Here is a 14,531-nt window from a genome sequence, read left to right on the forward strand (position 1 = left end):
ATTGGTTCCTTGTGAGGCACCTTCGTCAAACGAAGGGGCTTTCATGGGTGGGTGAGGGATAACGAAAAAGAAGGAATGGGTATGACCCCAATGAATCGCTGGAAAGCCATCGGGCTTGTATTGACGGGAGCAGCTTCTTACGGACTGCTGTCCTCATTCGTCAAGCTTGGCTATCAGCAGGGCTTTACGCCGGAGGAAGTGACCGGAAGCCAGGTGTTTTTCGGCTTTATCGGACTGTGGCTGCTAAGTCTGCCGCAGCTTCGCAGAATGAAAGGAATTTCCCCTTCCGGGATAGTCAAGCTTATTTTAAGCGGCACGTTTACCGGGTTGACCGGTTATTTTTATTATCATTCGCTGCAGAGCCTCGACGCGTCGTTTGCCGTCGTGCTGTTGTTCCAGTTTACATGGATGGGGATGCTGCTGGATTGGCTTCTGGAGAGGCGGGTGCCGAGCCGGTACCAATGGATAGCGGTCATTCTTATATTGGCGGGTACCGTACTGGCCTCGGGACTGCTGTCCGGATCGTTGAACCGGGTGAGCGCAAGCGGCATCGGGCTCGGATTGCTGGCGGCCTGCTGCTACACGATGTTTATTTACTTCAGCGGGCGTGTGGCGACGCATCTGCCGGCTTTAACCCGTACGACGTGGATGATCACCGGCGCCGCGCTGATCGTATTGACTCTTATGCCGCCCCACTTCCTGTGGAACGGCGCGTTAGGTAAAGGATTGTGGCTGTGGGGCATCCTGCTGAGCGTATTCGGCATGATGATACCTTCCTATTTATTTGCCAAGGGTGTACCGCATATGGCTACAGGACTTGCCGCTGTGCTGGGTTCGATCGAGCTGCCGGTCGTCATTATTTGTTCGGCGCTGCTGCTGAAGGAATCGACCAGCCCCGTTCAGTGGGCGGGTATTGTTATTATTCTGATCGGGATTGTCGTATCAGAACGGCGGGTAAAAAAACACGCAAGCGTTCCGAACGCGTAAAACCTGGATTCCCGCATCAGCGCAAGAATCCTGCGGTGTCCAGGCGCCGCATAACGGAGGGTAAAAAATAAAGCACAGGATTGGCCTTTTCGGCCGCCTGTGCTTTTTTGTTCATGATTTCCATAATAACGCCGCGGTCATTCATCAGCGTTTGACTTAGTACAAGGCTTTATCGATCGGGAAGCTTTGACCGCTCCAGGCTTTTTTCGCTGTCCAGTCCGCTTCTCCCTGCCAGAACGGGTCGTCGGCGGGCAAGCCCAGCGGCAGGAACACGGCAGCGCATAAATATAAGCTGCCCGTCGAGATATAATGCTCTCCGACTTCGGGCTGATGGCCGCAGAAGCCGATGGTCAGCCAGCCGTTCTCGTCAAAGGTGCCGGGCGCTTCGATCATTCGGCGGATGACCGCCGTCAGCGCGCAGCGCACCTGAGCCGGCTCCAGGCCGGCGTCGAGCCGGTGCTGCAGAGCCATCTGACTCAGCAGCTGGAAGGCGCCGAACCGGTAAGCCAGCGACCGGCCTACGGCAGGGAAGGTGCCCTCCGGCGAGATGAGCCGTTCCTGCTGAACGGCGTAGCGGGCCGCCCGCAGCACCGCTTTTTCTTTCATAGCCGCCCATGCTTCTTCTTCATGGCCGACCTTCTCGATAATATCCACCAGCATCGGTTGAATCACGAAGCTGTTATAATAATCCGCATGGTACTCCGTCCGTCTCCATAATTGCCGTCGCCTTTATACCAAGCCTCATGCTGTCTGAGCGCGTAATCGACACGCATCCGGTCCCAATCCGCAGCTCCTGCCTGGTACAGCGCCGTCTCGATCATCGCTGCGAACAGCAGCCAATTGTTAAAGCCGGGCTTGCGCGTACGGGTCGATTTCAAGGCGGCTACGACATTGTGCTGAACCCGCGGCTCCAGCTTGTGCCACAGCTCCTTCGGGGCCCGTATCAGGGCGTGGGACAGAAACGCGGCATCGACAATCGGCTGATAGCCTTCCGAGAAATTCATAAAATCAGGCGACGCCGGATCGGTAGCCGCATCGATGGCTTCTCTTGCCCATACGGCGTAATGCTCGCGCAGGCGGCCTTCTTCGCCGTCCTGGCTCCCGGTTTCCAGCCAAGGGGCTATTCCCGTCAGCAAACGGCCCAAGGCCTCCAGGTAGGTATACATATGGCGATCCTCGATCTTACGCTCAATCGGCATCGTCTCTTTCAATTTGCGCTTGGTCAGCTGGAATAACACGGGCTGTGCGATCCGGCTCAGTGTGTCGATCCAATAGTTACGATCCTCAGTAGCATGCGGCATGTTTCTTTCCTCCCGGTTGTTTCGACAATTAAGTTTCAATACCGTCCATTTTATAACAAAATGAAATAAGGGTCATTGGTGATCCTGACAATTATCTTTGTGGTTTTTTATCAGCTTCCGCTTTTTTCGGTGTTGTGCCGGAGGCGCTGCCGACGCTTCAAGAAGCTCCCACACGAGAGCCGGACGGGGGAGTTTCCCGGTATACCTTCAGACAAAAATTTGATATTCTTAGTAAGGTTCATCATTTTTTGACTTGTATACAGTTTGCTGCAACATTCTTTTATTCTAGTACGTTTATATGGTTGCAAGAGAGGGGGATCCCAGTGGTAGCGCCAGAACTGATAAAGGCTGCCCAGTCGGGCGATCGCGACGCTCTAATTACCCTACTGCGTGAAATTGAAAACCATGTGTACCGGACTGCTTATTACATTCTGGGCAATGAGCAGGATGCCATGGACGCCGCACAGGAAGCGTTAATTCGAATTTATACGAAAATTAATTCATACGAAGAAAAAGCGCAGTTCAAAACATGGGTGCAGCGGATCGTAACGAATCTGTGTATCGACAAATTCCGCAGGTCCAAACCTACGGTATCCATTGAGCAGCATGACATGAATTTTACTGCGGGTTTTACGGTTGAAGACGAGGTGATGAACGGGTATATTGCCCAAGATATACGGGAGGCGATTGACAAGCTTCCGGAGCATCACCGTTCGGTGGTTGTGCTGCGGTATTTACAGGATTTTTCCTACAATGAAATTGCGGAATCGTTAGATTTGCCCATTAATACCGTGAAATCTTATTTGTTTAGGGCAAGGGCACAGCTGCAGACTTTACTAAAAGATTATAAAAAGCCCCGAAGTGACGCCATACATGGCTGACAGCCGACGGTTGACGTGAGTAGATCCGGTTTTCTACTTCGTTGTACAAAATTTCCCTTGTGAATCGACTAGAAAGGTAGTGTGCGGGATGATGTGTCAAGAGGTGATCGATCTGATGCAGAGATACCTCGATCAGGATCTCGATGAAACTGAATATAATGCCATGCTCCGGCATTTGCAGCAGTGCGACGAGTGCACGGAGCTGTTCCAGCGCCTCGTCTCGTTGTCCCATGAGCTGGAGCAGCTGCCGAAGGTGACGCCTTCCTACAGCTTGGTGGATGCGATTATGCCTAGGCTCGATCGGATCGATGCCGGTGCGCCTTCCATTGAACCTCCAGCTGTCTTGGAGGCTGCTGCTCCAGCTGCAGCGGCGCCTGCTTTTGAGCGAAGCGTGCCGCAGACGGCCCCGTCCGTCAGCGCCGATAACAGATGGCGCCAGCGGATGCGCGGCCTCATATCGCCGCGGTGGCTCGGCGGGGTCGTTGCGGCCGGTCTGGTGCTTGGATTTTTCGTTTTTGAGCAGCAGCAGAAGCATACCGATATGACGAATGCCGACGGGCTGCTGGCGACTTCCCCTCAAAGCGGAAGTGCCCAGAAAAGCTCCCGGAGCGATAACAGCGCTGCAGACTCGGCGGGCGGAGCATCTCCTGCGGGTTCGTACGAGCTGAAACGGAGCGAAGTGACCGCTCCGGAGGCGAAGGAGCCGCCGACGGGAATCAGCGGAGCCGACGACTCGCTGAAGGCTCCGGCCATGGCGGGAGCCAGCCAGCCGGGGAACATGGCCGGCGGCGCCGCGGCGAAGAAGAAGCCGGCGGCGGATGCGGGCTCGACAGCCCCGGCTGCGCCCGAAGGGGCCGCGGCTAAGCCGGACCCGGTCAGCGGCGGCGGGGAATCGCCGGCCGATACAGCGACGCAGCAGCCGTCCCCGCAGGAGCCTTCGGCAGGCTCGCAGGCGGCGGAGCCGAATTCTCCGGCGGCGCAGGGGCCCGTGCTGAACGAGCAGCAGCGCATTCAGCTGGCGAAGCCTCCGCTGGACGCTTCGAAGGAGGCTGACAATGCAGCCGGTTCGAATGCCGCTTCGACGCAGGATGCCTCGGATATTCAGCCGAAGATGCAGCTGATGAATCCGAACCAGGGCTTTGCGGCTGCCGGCGGAGCCTCCGAGCCTCAGGCGAAGCAGCCGGATGGGGGGAGCGGCGCGATGTACGGTATTGCCGCCGCTCCGCCTCCCGAAACCTTTGCGGCGAAGGTACAGCCGCTGGCTTCCCCGGACGGTGCGTACAGCGCGGTCATAAGTGAGGATCGCCATGTCGTGATTAGCGACAGACAGGGCAAAAAAGTGTTCGCTTCGCATGAATGGCTCGCCGCAGCCAAAGTAACCTTAGGCAGCTGGACTGCGGATAACAAGCTGTCATACCGCATTACGGAAAATAATGTGACAACTACGTATGATATTGATGCGGTGAAAGCAACCGAAACCCGCCAGCAGGGTTGAGAACCGATCAACACCAGCGGGCGTGCGAAGCCGTTTATAGATGCGCAAGTGCAGCGGTCGGAAGAAAGGTCCGTATTTAAAGGTAAAAATATAGGTGCAGCGCAGCCGAAATCGTCACAAGCGCCGGCTTCGCTGCATAGGATATGGTAGTTTCAGCTTACGATTTCACGTCGTATGACCACTCATGAGGGAAGTTTCTAGAGCTTTCCTCCAAGTGTTTATATAGATGGGGTTTCGTACAAAGGGATTAAGTCGGAAACCGGCAGGTTTTGACGTAATCCCTTTGTTGTTTTACAATGCTTTGTAGAGAATAGAGGTGGGGTAAGGACATGGATTACAAAACAGCAATGAAACAGATTCAGAAGGGGCAGCCTGCCCCGATTTATGTGTGCTACGGCGCCGAATCGTATCTGGTGCATTCGTTTATCGAGAAGCTGACTGAACGGCTGATCGAGCCGAACCAGCGCGAGTTTGCCGTAACGAAGTATGATTTGGCCGAAACCTCGCTCGATACCGTCATTGAAGAAGCTGAGACGCTGCCCTTTATGGTGCCGAGGAAGCTGGTTATCGCTTCGAATGCGCTATTTTTGACGGGGGCCAAGGAAAGCGCCAAGGTCGAGCATAAGCCGGAACGGCTGCTGGAATATATGAAATCGCCGGCTGATTTCTCGGTGATTGTGTTTACAGTGAACGCGGACAAGCTGGATGAGCGCAAGAAGCTGGTCAAGTCGCTGAAGGAGACCGATACGCTCGTTGCATGTACTTCACTTTCCGCAGATGAGCTGACCCATTGGGTCAAGAACGAAGCCGACAAGGCAGGCGTACAGTTTGCCCCGGGAGTGATCGACCTGTTTATTATGTATACCGGGACAAGCCTGCAGGCATTGGCGAGCGAGCTGGATAAATGCGCATTATATGTAGGGCGCGGAGGCACCTTGACGGCGGATGCGCTGGATCAGCTCGTCACCCGGAGCGTGGAACAAAATATTTTTATTCTTATCGAGCATATCGTGCAGCTTCAGCTGGATAAAGCATTTACCATGCTCTCCGAGCTGCTTCGGCGCAAGGAAGAGCCTATCAAGATCATGGCTTTGATTGCTAGGCAGTTCCGGATTATGCTCCAAGTGAAGGATTTGCAGCAGCAGGGGTACTCCCAGCAGCAGATGGCTTCCCAGCTGGGGCTTCATCCTTATGCGGTTAAAATTGCCGCGGGACAGTGCGGCCGGTTCGAGCCGAAGCGGCTTGCCGATATTATGGCTCAGCTGTCCGACCTGGATTATCAGATGAAGAGCGGCAAAATCGATAAGGTGCTTGGACTTGAAATGTTCCTGCTCCGGCTGGCGGCTTAAAGAAGACGCCTGCTGTCATGGCTGCCGCTGCCGCAGTGAAGGAAGAGCAGGGGAGTTGAATGTGGAATGACGAGATCTATTGCACCCTACCTGAGGAGCGTGGCGCTGGATAGTGAGGGAATCCCTTCCTTCGACCGCTATCCGTTTCATCTGGGCGCCGTTAAAAGTTTAAAGGAACGGAGCCAGCTGCGGCTGCATCCGAAGGTCACTTACATCGTCGGTGAGAACGGGATGGGAAAGTCGACTTTAATGGAAGCGATTGCTGTCGCGTGGGGCTTCAATCCGGAGGGCGGGACGAAAAACTTTTCATTTTCGACCCGTGCGACCCATTCCCCTTTGCATGAATGGATCCGATTGGTCAGAGGCATCCATAAGCCCCGGGACGGTTTCTTCTTTCGGGCGGAGAGCTATTACAATTTGGCGTCTCACATTGACGATCTGGATAGCGAGCCTTCTCCGGGCCCTCCCATAAAATCGTCTTACGGCGGGAAATCACTGCATGAGCAGTCGCATGGCGAGTCTTTTTTCGCAGCTTTTTTGCACCGTTTCGGCGGGCAAGGACTGTACATATTGGACGAGCCCGAGGCGGCGCTGTCCCCCTTCCGGCAAATGGCAATGCTTGCCCGGATTCATGAGCTCGTGCAGCAAAATTCCCAATTCATCATTTCGACGCATTCTCCGATCGTGATGGCTTACCCGGATTCGATCATTTATGATTTGACGCCGGATGGAATTGAGCGCAAAGCGTGGGAGGAAACCGATCATTACCTCATTATGAAGCAGTTTCTTCTGAACCGGGCCCGGATGACCGGGGAGTTGTTCGGCGAGCCGGCGGACGGGTAGAGCCGAACGGGAATGGAGGGAAAGACAAGAAAAAAAGACCGGCGGCTCCTTACGGAACCATCGGTCTTCGCTTTGAACAAGTGCTTACGCTTGTGCAGAAATCGCGTTCAGCTTTTTAGCCAGACGGGATTTTTTGCGTGCAGCGGCATTTTTATGGATTAAACCTTTGGTCGCTGCTTTATCCAGCTTTTTGCTGGCAGTTACCAAGGCTGCTTGTGCAGTTTCCACATTGTTGCTAGCAGCAGCAGTTTCGAAGCTTTTTACTGCAGTGCGAAGAGCGGATTTGTGAGATGCGTTGTTCAAACGACGCTTTTCACTTACTTTTACTCTTTTAATCGCGGATTTAATGTTCGGCATTGACGTTCACCTCCTAAACCAACTTGCATAAAACGCACATTTTCATGTTTGTTGACAACTCTTGATATTCTAACATGCCCCATATTAAATTGCAATAGAGTTCCAGGGCTTGTTCCTACATTTCTTTGAAGCCCGGGAAGTGCGGCTCTTGGAAGCCGAAGAAGTGCGGGCACCCGCCGCTTTGTATAAGGTGCTCCTCTTTTTCACACAATAGACAAGCATACTGATGTTGAAAGGAGACGAGGCTCAGGTGGTGGATTTAAGCGCATTTTCCGTTCGTACGGACCTGGCTTTGGAGGCCCATGATCTGGCTTCCCCAGCGGGACAGGCGATACCGGGTGTACATACGTCGTCAGAGGAAAAGGATGGAATCCGGATCAGTATCGTTGATATTACGTCAGAGGAAGGCTCGCGCGCGATAGGCAAGCTTCCCGGTCATTATATAACGCTTGAGGTTCCGGAGCTGCGGCGCAAAGACAGCGGTCTTCAGGATCGGGTGGCGACTGTGTTTGCTCAGGAGTTCGAGTCGTTTCTTCAAAAGCTGAACATCGGTCCTAACGCCAAGGTGCTTATTATCGGCTTGGGCAACTGGAACGTGACGCCTGACGCGCTCGGTCCCATCGTCGTCGAGAACATTATGGTGACGCGGCATTACTTCGAGCTGATGCCGGGACAGGTCAGTCCCGGGTACCGGCCTGTCAGCGCCGTGGCTCCAGGCGTCCTGGGCATTACCGGTATTGAAACGAGCGAGATCGTCCAGGGGATTGTCGAGAAATCGCGGCCGGATCTGGTTATTGCCATCGATGCGCTCGCTTCAAGATCGCTGGAGCGGGTGAACACGACAATTCAAATTGCGGACTCGGGCATTCACCCCGGATCGGGGATCGGCAATAAACGCAAAGGGCTGACCCTGGAAACTTTAGGTGTTCCGGTGATAGCCATCGGTGTGCCTACCGTCGTATATGCGTCCACGATTGTCAATAATGCATTCGATATGATGCACCATCATTTCCGCCAGCAGACCAGCAATACCGGCCAAATTCTCGGGCTGCTGGACAACATGCAGGAAAACGAGCGGCTGGAGCTGGTCCGTGAAGTATTGAATCCGCTCGGCCACGACCTGCTGGTCACCCCGAAGGAAATCGATCAATTTATCGAGGATATAGCGAACATTATCGCGAGCGGCTTGAACGCTGCGCTTCATGAAGCGGTGGATGCGGATAACGTTTCGGCTTATACGCATTAAAGTGAGTGTGGCTGTTAAGCCGTCCCGGCCGATCGGGACGGCTTATTTTTGTGGAAAAAAAGGGGAATCGCGGAACATTGTAGAAACATCCAAGTAACGAATTTTATTTTAGGATGTGGATACTATGACCAAAGCCGATAAGCCGAGGCTGTTTATAGGCTCTTCTGCCGAAAGCGTAGAGGTAGCCGAAGCGCTGCAGACCAGCCTGCATTACACCTTTGAAGTGACTGTATGGAGCCAGATGCTGTTCCCGCCGTCGCAGACGACGCTCGCCCCTTTGATCCGAAAAGCGCAAAGCACCGATTTCGCCTTATTTGTATTCGAGCCGAACGATCTTACTCTGCTGCGGGAGCAGGTGGTGAGCACGGTCCGTGACAACGTCATTCTGGAGCTGGGCTTGTTTATCGGGCAAATCGGATTGGAGCGAACCTATTTTATGATCCCTGAAGGGGAACAGCTTCATCTGGCTACGGATCTGATAGGACTGACGCCTTTAAAATATAATTCCGGACACGGAGATGGCCTACTCGCAGGACTGGGACCGGTGACATATATTATGAAGCAGATGGCCAGAGAACTGGGAATGCGCAGCAGATGAGGCCGAAACTATTTATCGGCTGTTCGCCGAACGGAACGCTGCTGTCCGAGTTTTACCAGACCCAGCTGGCTTCCCAAACGGAAGCGGCTGTCGTGAATCAGGGCATCCTGTCTACCTCCAACCCGATATTAAAAAGGCTGGACCGCCAGCTCAAGGAATCGGATTTCGGCCTGATCGTCCTGACCGGAGCAGACTTTGCCGATCCTTCCATGTATGCGAATCTGATATTTTTGACGGGCCTGTTTATTGGAGAACTGGGGTACAAACGCACCTTCATCGTCATGCCCAAGGGGCACCGGCTGCCGGATTATTTGGAAGGCTTTAATCCGCTAGCTTTAGAGGAGGAGAACGGGGAGCCGCGGCTGGAGAGGGCAGGAGTGCATCTGTATCCTATCCGCCAGGCGATCAGCGGTCTCAAGCTGAGATACAAGCTTTCCGATTACCGGAAAGCGGATGCCGACCGGCAGTTTTTGTTCTCGGCGCTGGATGCTTTGAATCTATCGGGTAATGTAGACTATGACAGAGTGCTGGATAAATTCCATAAGACATTCGATCCTTCGTGTGGTATAATCGAATTCCAGGAAGTGACAGCCGCAACGCTGTTTGAACTGTTGGAAGACGGCGTCACCCTGAAGCAGTTTGCCCGTGCAGGACAGGTGGGAAACAACCATACCATCCTGCTGACGGATAAGAGCAGTTATTTGGCCGAATGCTGCCGGGCCGCGGACATTAACGTGCATCTGGGCCGCGCCAAGGATAAAGAAGACGGTGTATTTGAATATATTTACTGCGTGAAGCTGCATCCGACGATTATTTCCTCGCTGCATTTTACGACGGACATCCATATCCCGCCCCATCATCATCACACCATCATGATGGAGCTGTCGCAAAAAAACGCCAAGCTGGTTTCTTCGCTGAAGTCCATTGTGAAAGGAAGGATCAACTATGCTGAAGCGCATGAAGAGAGCTCATAAAACCAAGATTGCCAAACAAAGCAAAGAGCGGTTGGAAGCGGAACCGGAACAAAATCTACAGCGGCCCGACCGTGCTTGCCAAGACCGGCGGAGTGACGATCGTTGCCAAAGGCAGCTTCGATTTCGAATCGGTAGTCTGATAGTTTAGTTTATTGCCCCAACAGGACTCATCCGAAGTGCCAAGCACGGCAGCAGCTGCCGGATGCTCGGCGCTTTTTTTGTTTTGCCGGAGAAAGGCTTCGCCGGATTGCTGTTTTTGCCCCCAGAGCACTCCTCGTTATCCTTGCTTTCACCACTCATAACTCCCCTTCTTCTCGTTACTCCCACTGCTCTTCCTTGCTCAGCGTGCGCTCCTTGCCTTTGTTTTTTCTTTGCACTCAGCCCGTTCTTCAAAAGTATGTCCATGCTTTAAGCTCCGCCGTTTCGGCCGCTCTTTTATCGGAAGAGCGGTTTTTGGCGTCTTCAGCATCTCAGTACACCGCTCCGGTCAAAGCTCTCCCCGTCCCGGTGAGGCCGCACATCAGCTCCTCGCCATGCGTATGAAAAAATTTTACAGTCGCTGTTGGCATAATCGCCAGGCTTTCCGTGTCATTGCCCGAGCAGCCATTCTTTAATAGGCGTCCTTCCTTTCACTCTGCGCTCTATTGCCTTCGTAACAGCATTCGACAGCCGGTACATAAATTTGTTGTACTATCTTCTACTAAACGCTCATAGATTTGTTACTAGAGGTCGTTAAGCTAGTGAACTGGTAGTGCCTGAGTTTGAGACCGAGGGAGGCGTACATAATGAAATGGACGGCAGTAACGGTAAATGTAAGCAAGTACCGTAAATTAGGACAGGAGCTCAGCGTATATGTGAAAATATTTTCCGTTCTTATCTCCGGCTGCATTGTATTTTTTGTAGCGTTGGGGTTACTTGGATACGCACAAACGAAACTAAGCAATACGGAACCCAGCTCCTCGATGAAAGGGCTGGCGGCTTCCGTATCGAGCCAATTTTTTATGGACATGCTGGGGATGGAAGTGGCCCATATGCAGACCGACCGGCAGGCGTTTACCTTCTCGCAGGCCAACGTATCGGGCTTTCTGTTCTCGCTGCTGACGGACTTGAAATGGAATGATCCGAAAACGTTCATTGCTCGGGAAATGCCCGGCATGATGGAGGATCGCTCCGTGGTGCTGCGCAAGGTGGCGGCCACCCAGGACGACGGAACGGAGGATTATGGTCGTAGGGCGGATGCGATCGCCAAGAACGGGGAGGGCGGAGAAGGCTCCATTACGGCCAACCCTACGGCGCCCAAGCCCCCGGCAGAGACAGGACAAGCCCCGACGGCGAAGCCGCCGCGGACAGCGGGCAAAAACGTGGCGTTCATTTATCAATCGCACAACCAGGAGTCGTACCTGCCTGACCTGCCGGGGGTAAAGGATCCCGATAAGGCGTACGATCCGAAGAAGAACGTCACGCTGGTCGGTCTGAGGCTGGCGCAAAAGCTTGAGGAGGAAGGGATCGGCGCGGTGCATTCGGATAAGAACTATCCGGCGATCGAGAAAAACTTCAACTATTACTATTCCTACAAATATTCTTTGAAAACACTCCAGGAAGCGTCGGCATCCCACCCGGACTTGAAATTTTATTTTGATATTCACCGGGATTCCCAGCGCCGTGAGAAGACAACGATGCATTTGAACGGCAAAGACTATGCGCAGGTCTACTTTATCGTAGGCGGCAAAAATCCGGATTGGAAGGAAAACGAGCATTTTGCTTCGCAAATTCATGAGGCGCTGGACAGCAAATATCCGGGTATTTCCAAAGGGATGTTCGCCAAGGCGGCGGAAGGGAACGGCGTATACAACCAGAATTTCTCGCCCAACAGCGTGCTGATCGAGGTTGGGGGTGTAGATAACTCTCTTGAGGAATGCTACCGGACAGTCGATTTGCTGGCGGAAGCGATCGCCGAGGTCGTGCTGAACGTGCAAAAAGTGGACGGCAGCGCGCCTGCCGAGACGAAGGACGACAAGAAACAAAGCTAAACCTGGCATGGCAACGGGGGAGAACGAGGATGAGAACGTGGTATGTTAGAATGCTGCTGATTTTGCTTACCGCAGGGTTTTGCATCTTTTTCGGGGTCGATCTCGCGACACGCGGGGTCGAACGGATTCAGGGGCCGATCTACCAATCGGCCGTAAACGTAAATGCCGCAGGGGAGGGCGCTGCTGTCAAAAGCGGCCCTACCCCGGCTAAGCCGGGCGCCCAAGCGGAGGGCCCGCATGCCGCCGCAGCGGGCAAGGCGAAAGCAGCGGCCGAGCCGAAGAGCCAGCCGGAGCCGAAGGATGTCGAGCCGAAGGAAGATATTTCCGAGGCGTCCGGCATTAATCTGCTGGGCAATAAAGTGGGCGAATTGCTGCAAATTATCGCGCATCACGGTATTCGGTGGTTCGTCGCATTGTTCGATGCGATAACCGGCTGAGCCGGGCCGGACGGCTGTTTTTCCCGCTCGTGTCAGGCGTGAACGCGCGCAGCTGCGCGGCGCAGCAGCCGCTCGAAGCCCGCGCGGCGTTTGCTCATTGAAGCGCCCCCTCACAACTGCTATAATTAGAGGTATTGTAAATTTGTAGGTTAGTGAGGGTCAGCGTACATGGATATTTTAGACAGACAGAAGAAGATCAGAAACTTTTCAATCATTGCCCACATCGACCACGGTAAATCGACGCTGGCGGACCGCATACTAGAATACACTGGCGCACTGTCCTCGCGCGAAATGCAGGAGCAGGTGCTCGATCAGATGGACCTGGAGCGGGAACGGGGCATTACCATTAAGCTTCAGGCCGTCCGGTTGAACTACAAGGCTGACGATGGCGAAGAATATATTTTGAATTTGATCGATACGCCGGGACACGTCGACTTTACGTATGAGGTTTCCCGCAGCTTGGCTGCCTGTGAAGGAGCGCTGCTGGTCGTCGACGCGGCGCAGGGCATCGAGGCGCAGACGCTGGCGAACGTATACCTTGCTCTCGATAACAACCTGGAGATTATTCCGGTCATCAACAAAATCGATTTGCCGAGCGCGGACCCTGAGCGGGTCAAGCAGGAGATCGAGGATGTCATCGGACTGGATACGAGCGAAGCGGTGCTGGCTTCCGCGAAGGCCGGAATCGGGATTAAAGACATATTGGAGCAAGTTGTCAAGCAGGTGCCGGCGCCGACAGGCAGTCCGGACAACCCGCTGAAAGCGTTGATTTTCGACTCGCATTACGACCCTTACAAAGGCGTCATCGTATATGTGCGCGTACTGGACGGCTCCATCCGTTCCGGCTCGAAAATCAAATTTATGGCCACGGAAAAAACCTTCGAGGTCATCGAGGTCGGCGCGTTCAAGCCGCGCATGACGATCGTCGACTCGCTCGATATCGGCGATGTCGGTTTTATCGTGGCAGGTGTTAAAAATGTAGGCGACACCCGCGTCGGGGATACGGTGACCGATGCGAAGAATCCGGCGCCGGAGCCGCTGCCGGGCTACCGCAAAATTAACCCGATGGTATTCTGCGGGCTGTATCCGATCGAGACGAGCGATTATAACGATCTTCGCGAAGCGCTGGAGAAGCTGCAGTTAAACGACGCATCGCTCAGCTTTGAGCCGGAAACGTCGACGGCATTAGGCTTTGGATTCCGCTGCGGCTTCCTCGGGCTGCTGCATATGGATGTCATCCAGGAGCGGATCGAGCGGGAGTTCAACATTCCTCTAATTACGACGGCGCCTAGCGTTGTGTTCAAGGTCACGCTGACGAGCGGGGAAGTTCTGCAGATCGAGAATCCGTCGCTGTTCCCGGAAACAGGCAAAATCGATTACGTCGAAGAGCCTTATGTGAAGGCGGCCATCATCGTGCCGAACGATTATGTCGGAGCGATTATGGAGCTGTGCCAAGGCAAGCGCGGCGAATTCATTAATATGGAATACTTGGACACGACCCGGGTCACGCTGACTTACCAGATCCCGTTGTCCGAGATCGTATACGATTTCTTCGATCAGCTGAAATCGAGCACGAAGGGCTATGCTTCGTTCGACTACGAGCTTTCGGGCTACAGACAGTCCAATCTCGTCAAGATGGATATCATGCTGAACGGCGAGCAGGTCGATGCTCTATCCTTCATCGTACATCGCGACCGTGCGTATAACCGCGGCCGGATCATCTGCGAGAAGCTGAAGGATCTGATCCCGCGTCAAATGTTCGAGGTGCCTATTCAAGCCGCGATCGGGCAGAAAATCATCTCCCGCGAAACGGTCAAGGCGATGCGCAAGAACGTATTGGCCAAATGCTACGGCGGTGACATCTCCCGGAAACGGAAGCTGCTGGAGAAGCAGAAGGAAGGGAAAAAGCGCATGAAGCAGGTCGGCAGCGTCGAGGTGCCGCAGGAAGCGTTCATGGCGATTTTGAAAATCGACGAGTAATTATAATCAGGCAGGTGCGCCGGAACAAGCGCATCTGCTTTTCCGTTCAACGG

Annotated in this window: 13 protein-coding genes and 1 pseudogene; 11 read left to right on the forward strand and 3 right to left on the reverse strand. The window is 53.9% G+C overall.

Features of this window, described 5'->3' with window-relative positions:
• Nucleotides 1-81 precede the first annotated feature (81 nt).
• Nucleotides 82-987 (forward strand): EamA family transporter, encoded by a 906-nt coding sequence (locus tag ACHHV8_RS08910; protein ID WP_395157954.1) that lies wholly within the window; start codon nucleotides 82-84, stop codon nucleotides 985-987.
• Between the two features lie 156 nt (nucleotides 988-1,143).
• On the opposite strand, the pseudogene ACHHV8_RS08915 reads toward ACHHV8_RS08910, so the two are convergent.
• Nucleotides 1,144-2,288, reverse strand: a pseudogene (locus ACHHV8_RS08915) (DUF2264 domain-containing protein).
• A 323-nt stretch (nucleotides 2,289-2,611) separates the two neighbouring features.
• Here ACHHV8_RS08915 and ACHHV8_RS08920 point away from each other — a divergent pair.
• The 4 genes from ACHHV8_RS08920 (at nucleotide 2,612) to ACHHV8_RS08935 (ending at nucleotide 6,856) form a co-directional block, all read left to right on the forward strand.
• On the forward strand, nucleotides 2,612-3,169 hold the full coding sequence (locus tag ACHHV8_RS08920) for an RNA polymerase sigma factor (protein ID WP_395157955.1): 558 nt from the start codon (nucleotides 2,612-2,614) through the stop codon (nucleotides 3,167-3,169).
• Nucleotides 3,170-3,257: 88 nt separating this feature from the next.
• Entirely contained in the window at nucleotides 3,258-4,664 is a 1,407-nt protein-coding gene (locus ACHHV8_RS08925) for a zf-HC2 domain-containing protein (RefSeq protein ID WP_395157956.1), read from the forward strand.
• Nucleotides 4,665-4,993: 329 nt separating this feature from the next.
• Entirely contained in the window at nucleotides 4,994-6,013 is a 1,020-nt protein-coding gene (gene holA, locus ACHHV8_RS08930) for a DNA polymerase III subunit delta (protein ID WP_395157957.1), read from the forward strand.
• Nucleotides 6,014-6,079: 66 nt separating this feature from the next.
• On the forward strand, nucleotides 6,080-6,856 hold the full coding sequence (locus tag ACHHV8_RS08935; protein WP_395157958.1) for an AAA family ATPase: 777 nt from the start codon (nucleotides 6,080-6,082) through the stop codon (nucleotides 6,854-6,856).
• 84 nt (nucleotides 6,857-6,940) lie between these two features.
• On the opposite strand, the gene rpsT is transcribed toward ACHHV8_RS08935, so the two are convergent.
• Nucleotides 6,941-7,213, reverse strand: a complete 273-nt coding sequence (rpsT, locus tag ACHHV8_RS08940; RefSeq protein WP_094015290.1) for a 30S ribosomal protein S20 — start codon at nucleotides 7,211-7,213, stop codon at nucleotides 6,941-6,943.
• A gap of 226 nt (nucleotides 7,214-7,439) precedes the next feature.
• Here rpsT and gpr point away from each other — a divergent pair, with 226 nt between their 5' ends.
• The 3 genes from gpr (at nucleotide 7,440) to ACHHV8_RS08955 (ending at nucleotide 10,031) form a co-directional block, all read left to right on the forward strand.
• Nucleotides 7,440-8,459 (forward strand): GPR endopeptidase, encoded by a 1,020-nt coding sequence (gene gpr / locus ACHHV8_RS08945; RefSeq protein ID WP_395157959.1) that lies wholly within the window; start codon nucleotides 7,440-7,442, stop codon nucleotides 8,457-8,459.
• Between the two features lie 124 nt (nucleotides 8,460-8,583).
• Nucleotides 8,584-9,057: a TIR domain-containing protein gene (locus ACHHV8_RS08950; protein ID WP_395157960.1), complete on the forward strand. Its 474-nt coding sequence runs from the start codon at nucleotides 8,584-8,586 to the stop codon at nucleotides 9,055-9,057.
• Complete coding sequence (locus tag ACHHV8_RS08955; protein WP_395157961.1) at nucleotides 9,054-10,031, forward strand: TIR domain-containing protein; 978 nt, start codon at nucleotides 9,054-9,056, stop codon at nucleotides 10,029-10,031. The genes ACHHV8_RS08950 and ACHHV8_RS08955 overlap by 4 nt, the downstream gene beginning before the upstream one ends.
• A 55-nt stretch (nucleotides 10,032-10,086) precedes the next feature.
• Here ACHHV8_RS08955 and ACHHV8_RS08960 read toward each other — a convergent pair whose 3' ends face one another.
• Nucleotides 10,087-10,302: a hypothetical protein gene (locus ACHHV8_RS08960; protein WP_395157962.1), complete on the reverse strand. Its 216-nt coding sequence runs from the start codon at nucleotides 10,300-10,302 to the stop codon at nucleotides 10,087-10,089.
• A gap of 514 nt (nucleotides 10,303-10,816) precedes the next feature.
• On the opposite strand from ACHHV8_RS08960, the gene ACHHV8_RS08965 reads away from it, so the two are divergent.
• From ACHHV8_RS08965 to lepA, 3 genes are all read left to right on the forward strand, one after another.
• Nucleotides 10,817-12,061: a stage II sporulation protein P gene (locus ACHHV8_RS08965; RefSeq protein WP_395157963.1), complete on the forward strand. Its 1,245-nt coding sequence runs from the start codon at nucleotides 10,817-10,819 to the stop codon at nucleotides 12,059-12,061.
• A 29-nt stretch (nucleotides 12,062-12,090) separates the two neighbouring features.
• Complete coding sequence (locus ACHHV8_RS08970; RefSeq protein WP_395157964.1) at nucleotides 12,091-12,498, forward strand: hypothetical protein; 408 nt, start codon at nucleotides 12,091-12,093, stop codon at nucleotides 12,496-12,498.
• Between the two features lie 168 nt (nucleotides 12,499-12,666).
• Nucleotides 12,667-14,478: a translation elongation factor 4 gene (gene lepA, locus ACHHV8_RS08975; RefSeq protein ID WP_395157965.1), complete on the forward strand. Its 1,812-nt coding sequence runs from the start codon at nucleotides 12,667-12,669 to the stop codon at nucleotides 14,476-14,478.
• Nucleotides 14,479-14,531 lie beyond the last annotated feature (53 nt).

The organism is Paenibacillus sp. TAB_01, assembly GCF_043945595.1.
Classification (GTDB): Bacteria; Bacillota; Bacilli; order Paenibacillales; family NBRC-103111; genus Paenibacillus_S.

What these genes read in the sequence shown, in the direction of transcription:
- ACHHV8_RS08910 (WP_395157954.1), top strand. Translation starts at nt 82, where the DNA reads ATGACCCCAATGAATCGCTGGAAAGCCATCGGGCTTGTATTGACGGGA.
- ACHHV8_RS08925 (WP_395157956.1), top strand. Translation starts at nt 3,258, where the DNA reads ATGATGTGTCAAGAGGTGATCGATCTGATGCAGAGATACCTCGATCAG.
- holA (WP_395157957.1), top strand. Translation starts at nt 4,994, where the DNA reads ATGGATTACAAAACAGCAATGAAACAGATTCAGAAGGGGCAGCCTGCC.
- ACHHV8_RS08935 (WP_395157958.1), top strand. Translation starts at nt 6,080, where the DNA reads ATGACGAGATCTATTGCACCCTACCTGAGGAGCGTGGCGCTGGATAGT.
- rpsT (WP_094015290.1), bottom strand. Translation starts at nt 7,213, where the DNA reads ATGCCGAACATTAAATCCGCGATTAAAAGAGTAAAAGTAAGTGAAAAG.
- gpr (WP_395157959.1), top strand. Translation starts at nt 7,440, where the DNA reads ATGTTGAAAGGAGACGAGGCTCAGGTGGTGGATTTAAGCGCATTTTCC.
- ACHHV8_RS08950 (WP_395157960.1), top strand. Translation starts at nt 8,584, where the DNA reads ATGACCAAAGCCGATAAGCCGAGGCTGTTTATAGGCTCTTCTGCCGAA.
- ACHHV8_RS08955 (WP_395157961.1), top strand. Translation starts at nt 9,054, where the DNA reads ATGAGGCCGAAACTATTTATCGGCTGTTCGCCGAACGGAACGCTGCTG.
- ACHHV8_RS08965 (WP_395157963.1), top strand. Translation starts at nt 10,817, where the DNA reads ATGAAATGGACGGCAGTAACGGTAAATGTAAGCAAGTACCGTAAATTA.
- ACHHV8_RS08970 (WP_395157964.1), top strand. Translation starts at nt 12,091, where the DNA reads ATGAGAACGTGGTATGTTAGAATGCTGCTGATTTTGCTTACCGCAGGG.
- lepA (WP_395157965.1), top strand. Translation starts at nt 12,667, where the DNA reads ATGGATATTTTAGACAGACAGAAGAAGATCAGAAACTTTTCAATCATT.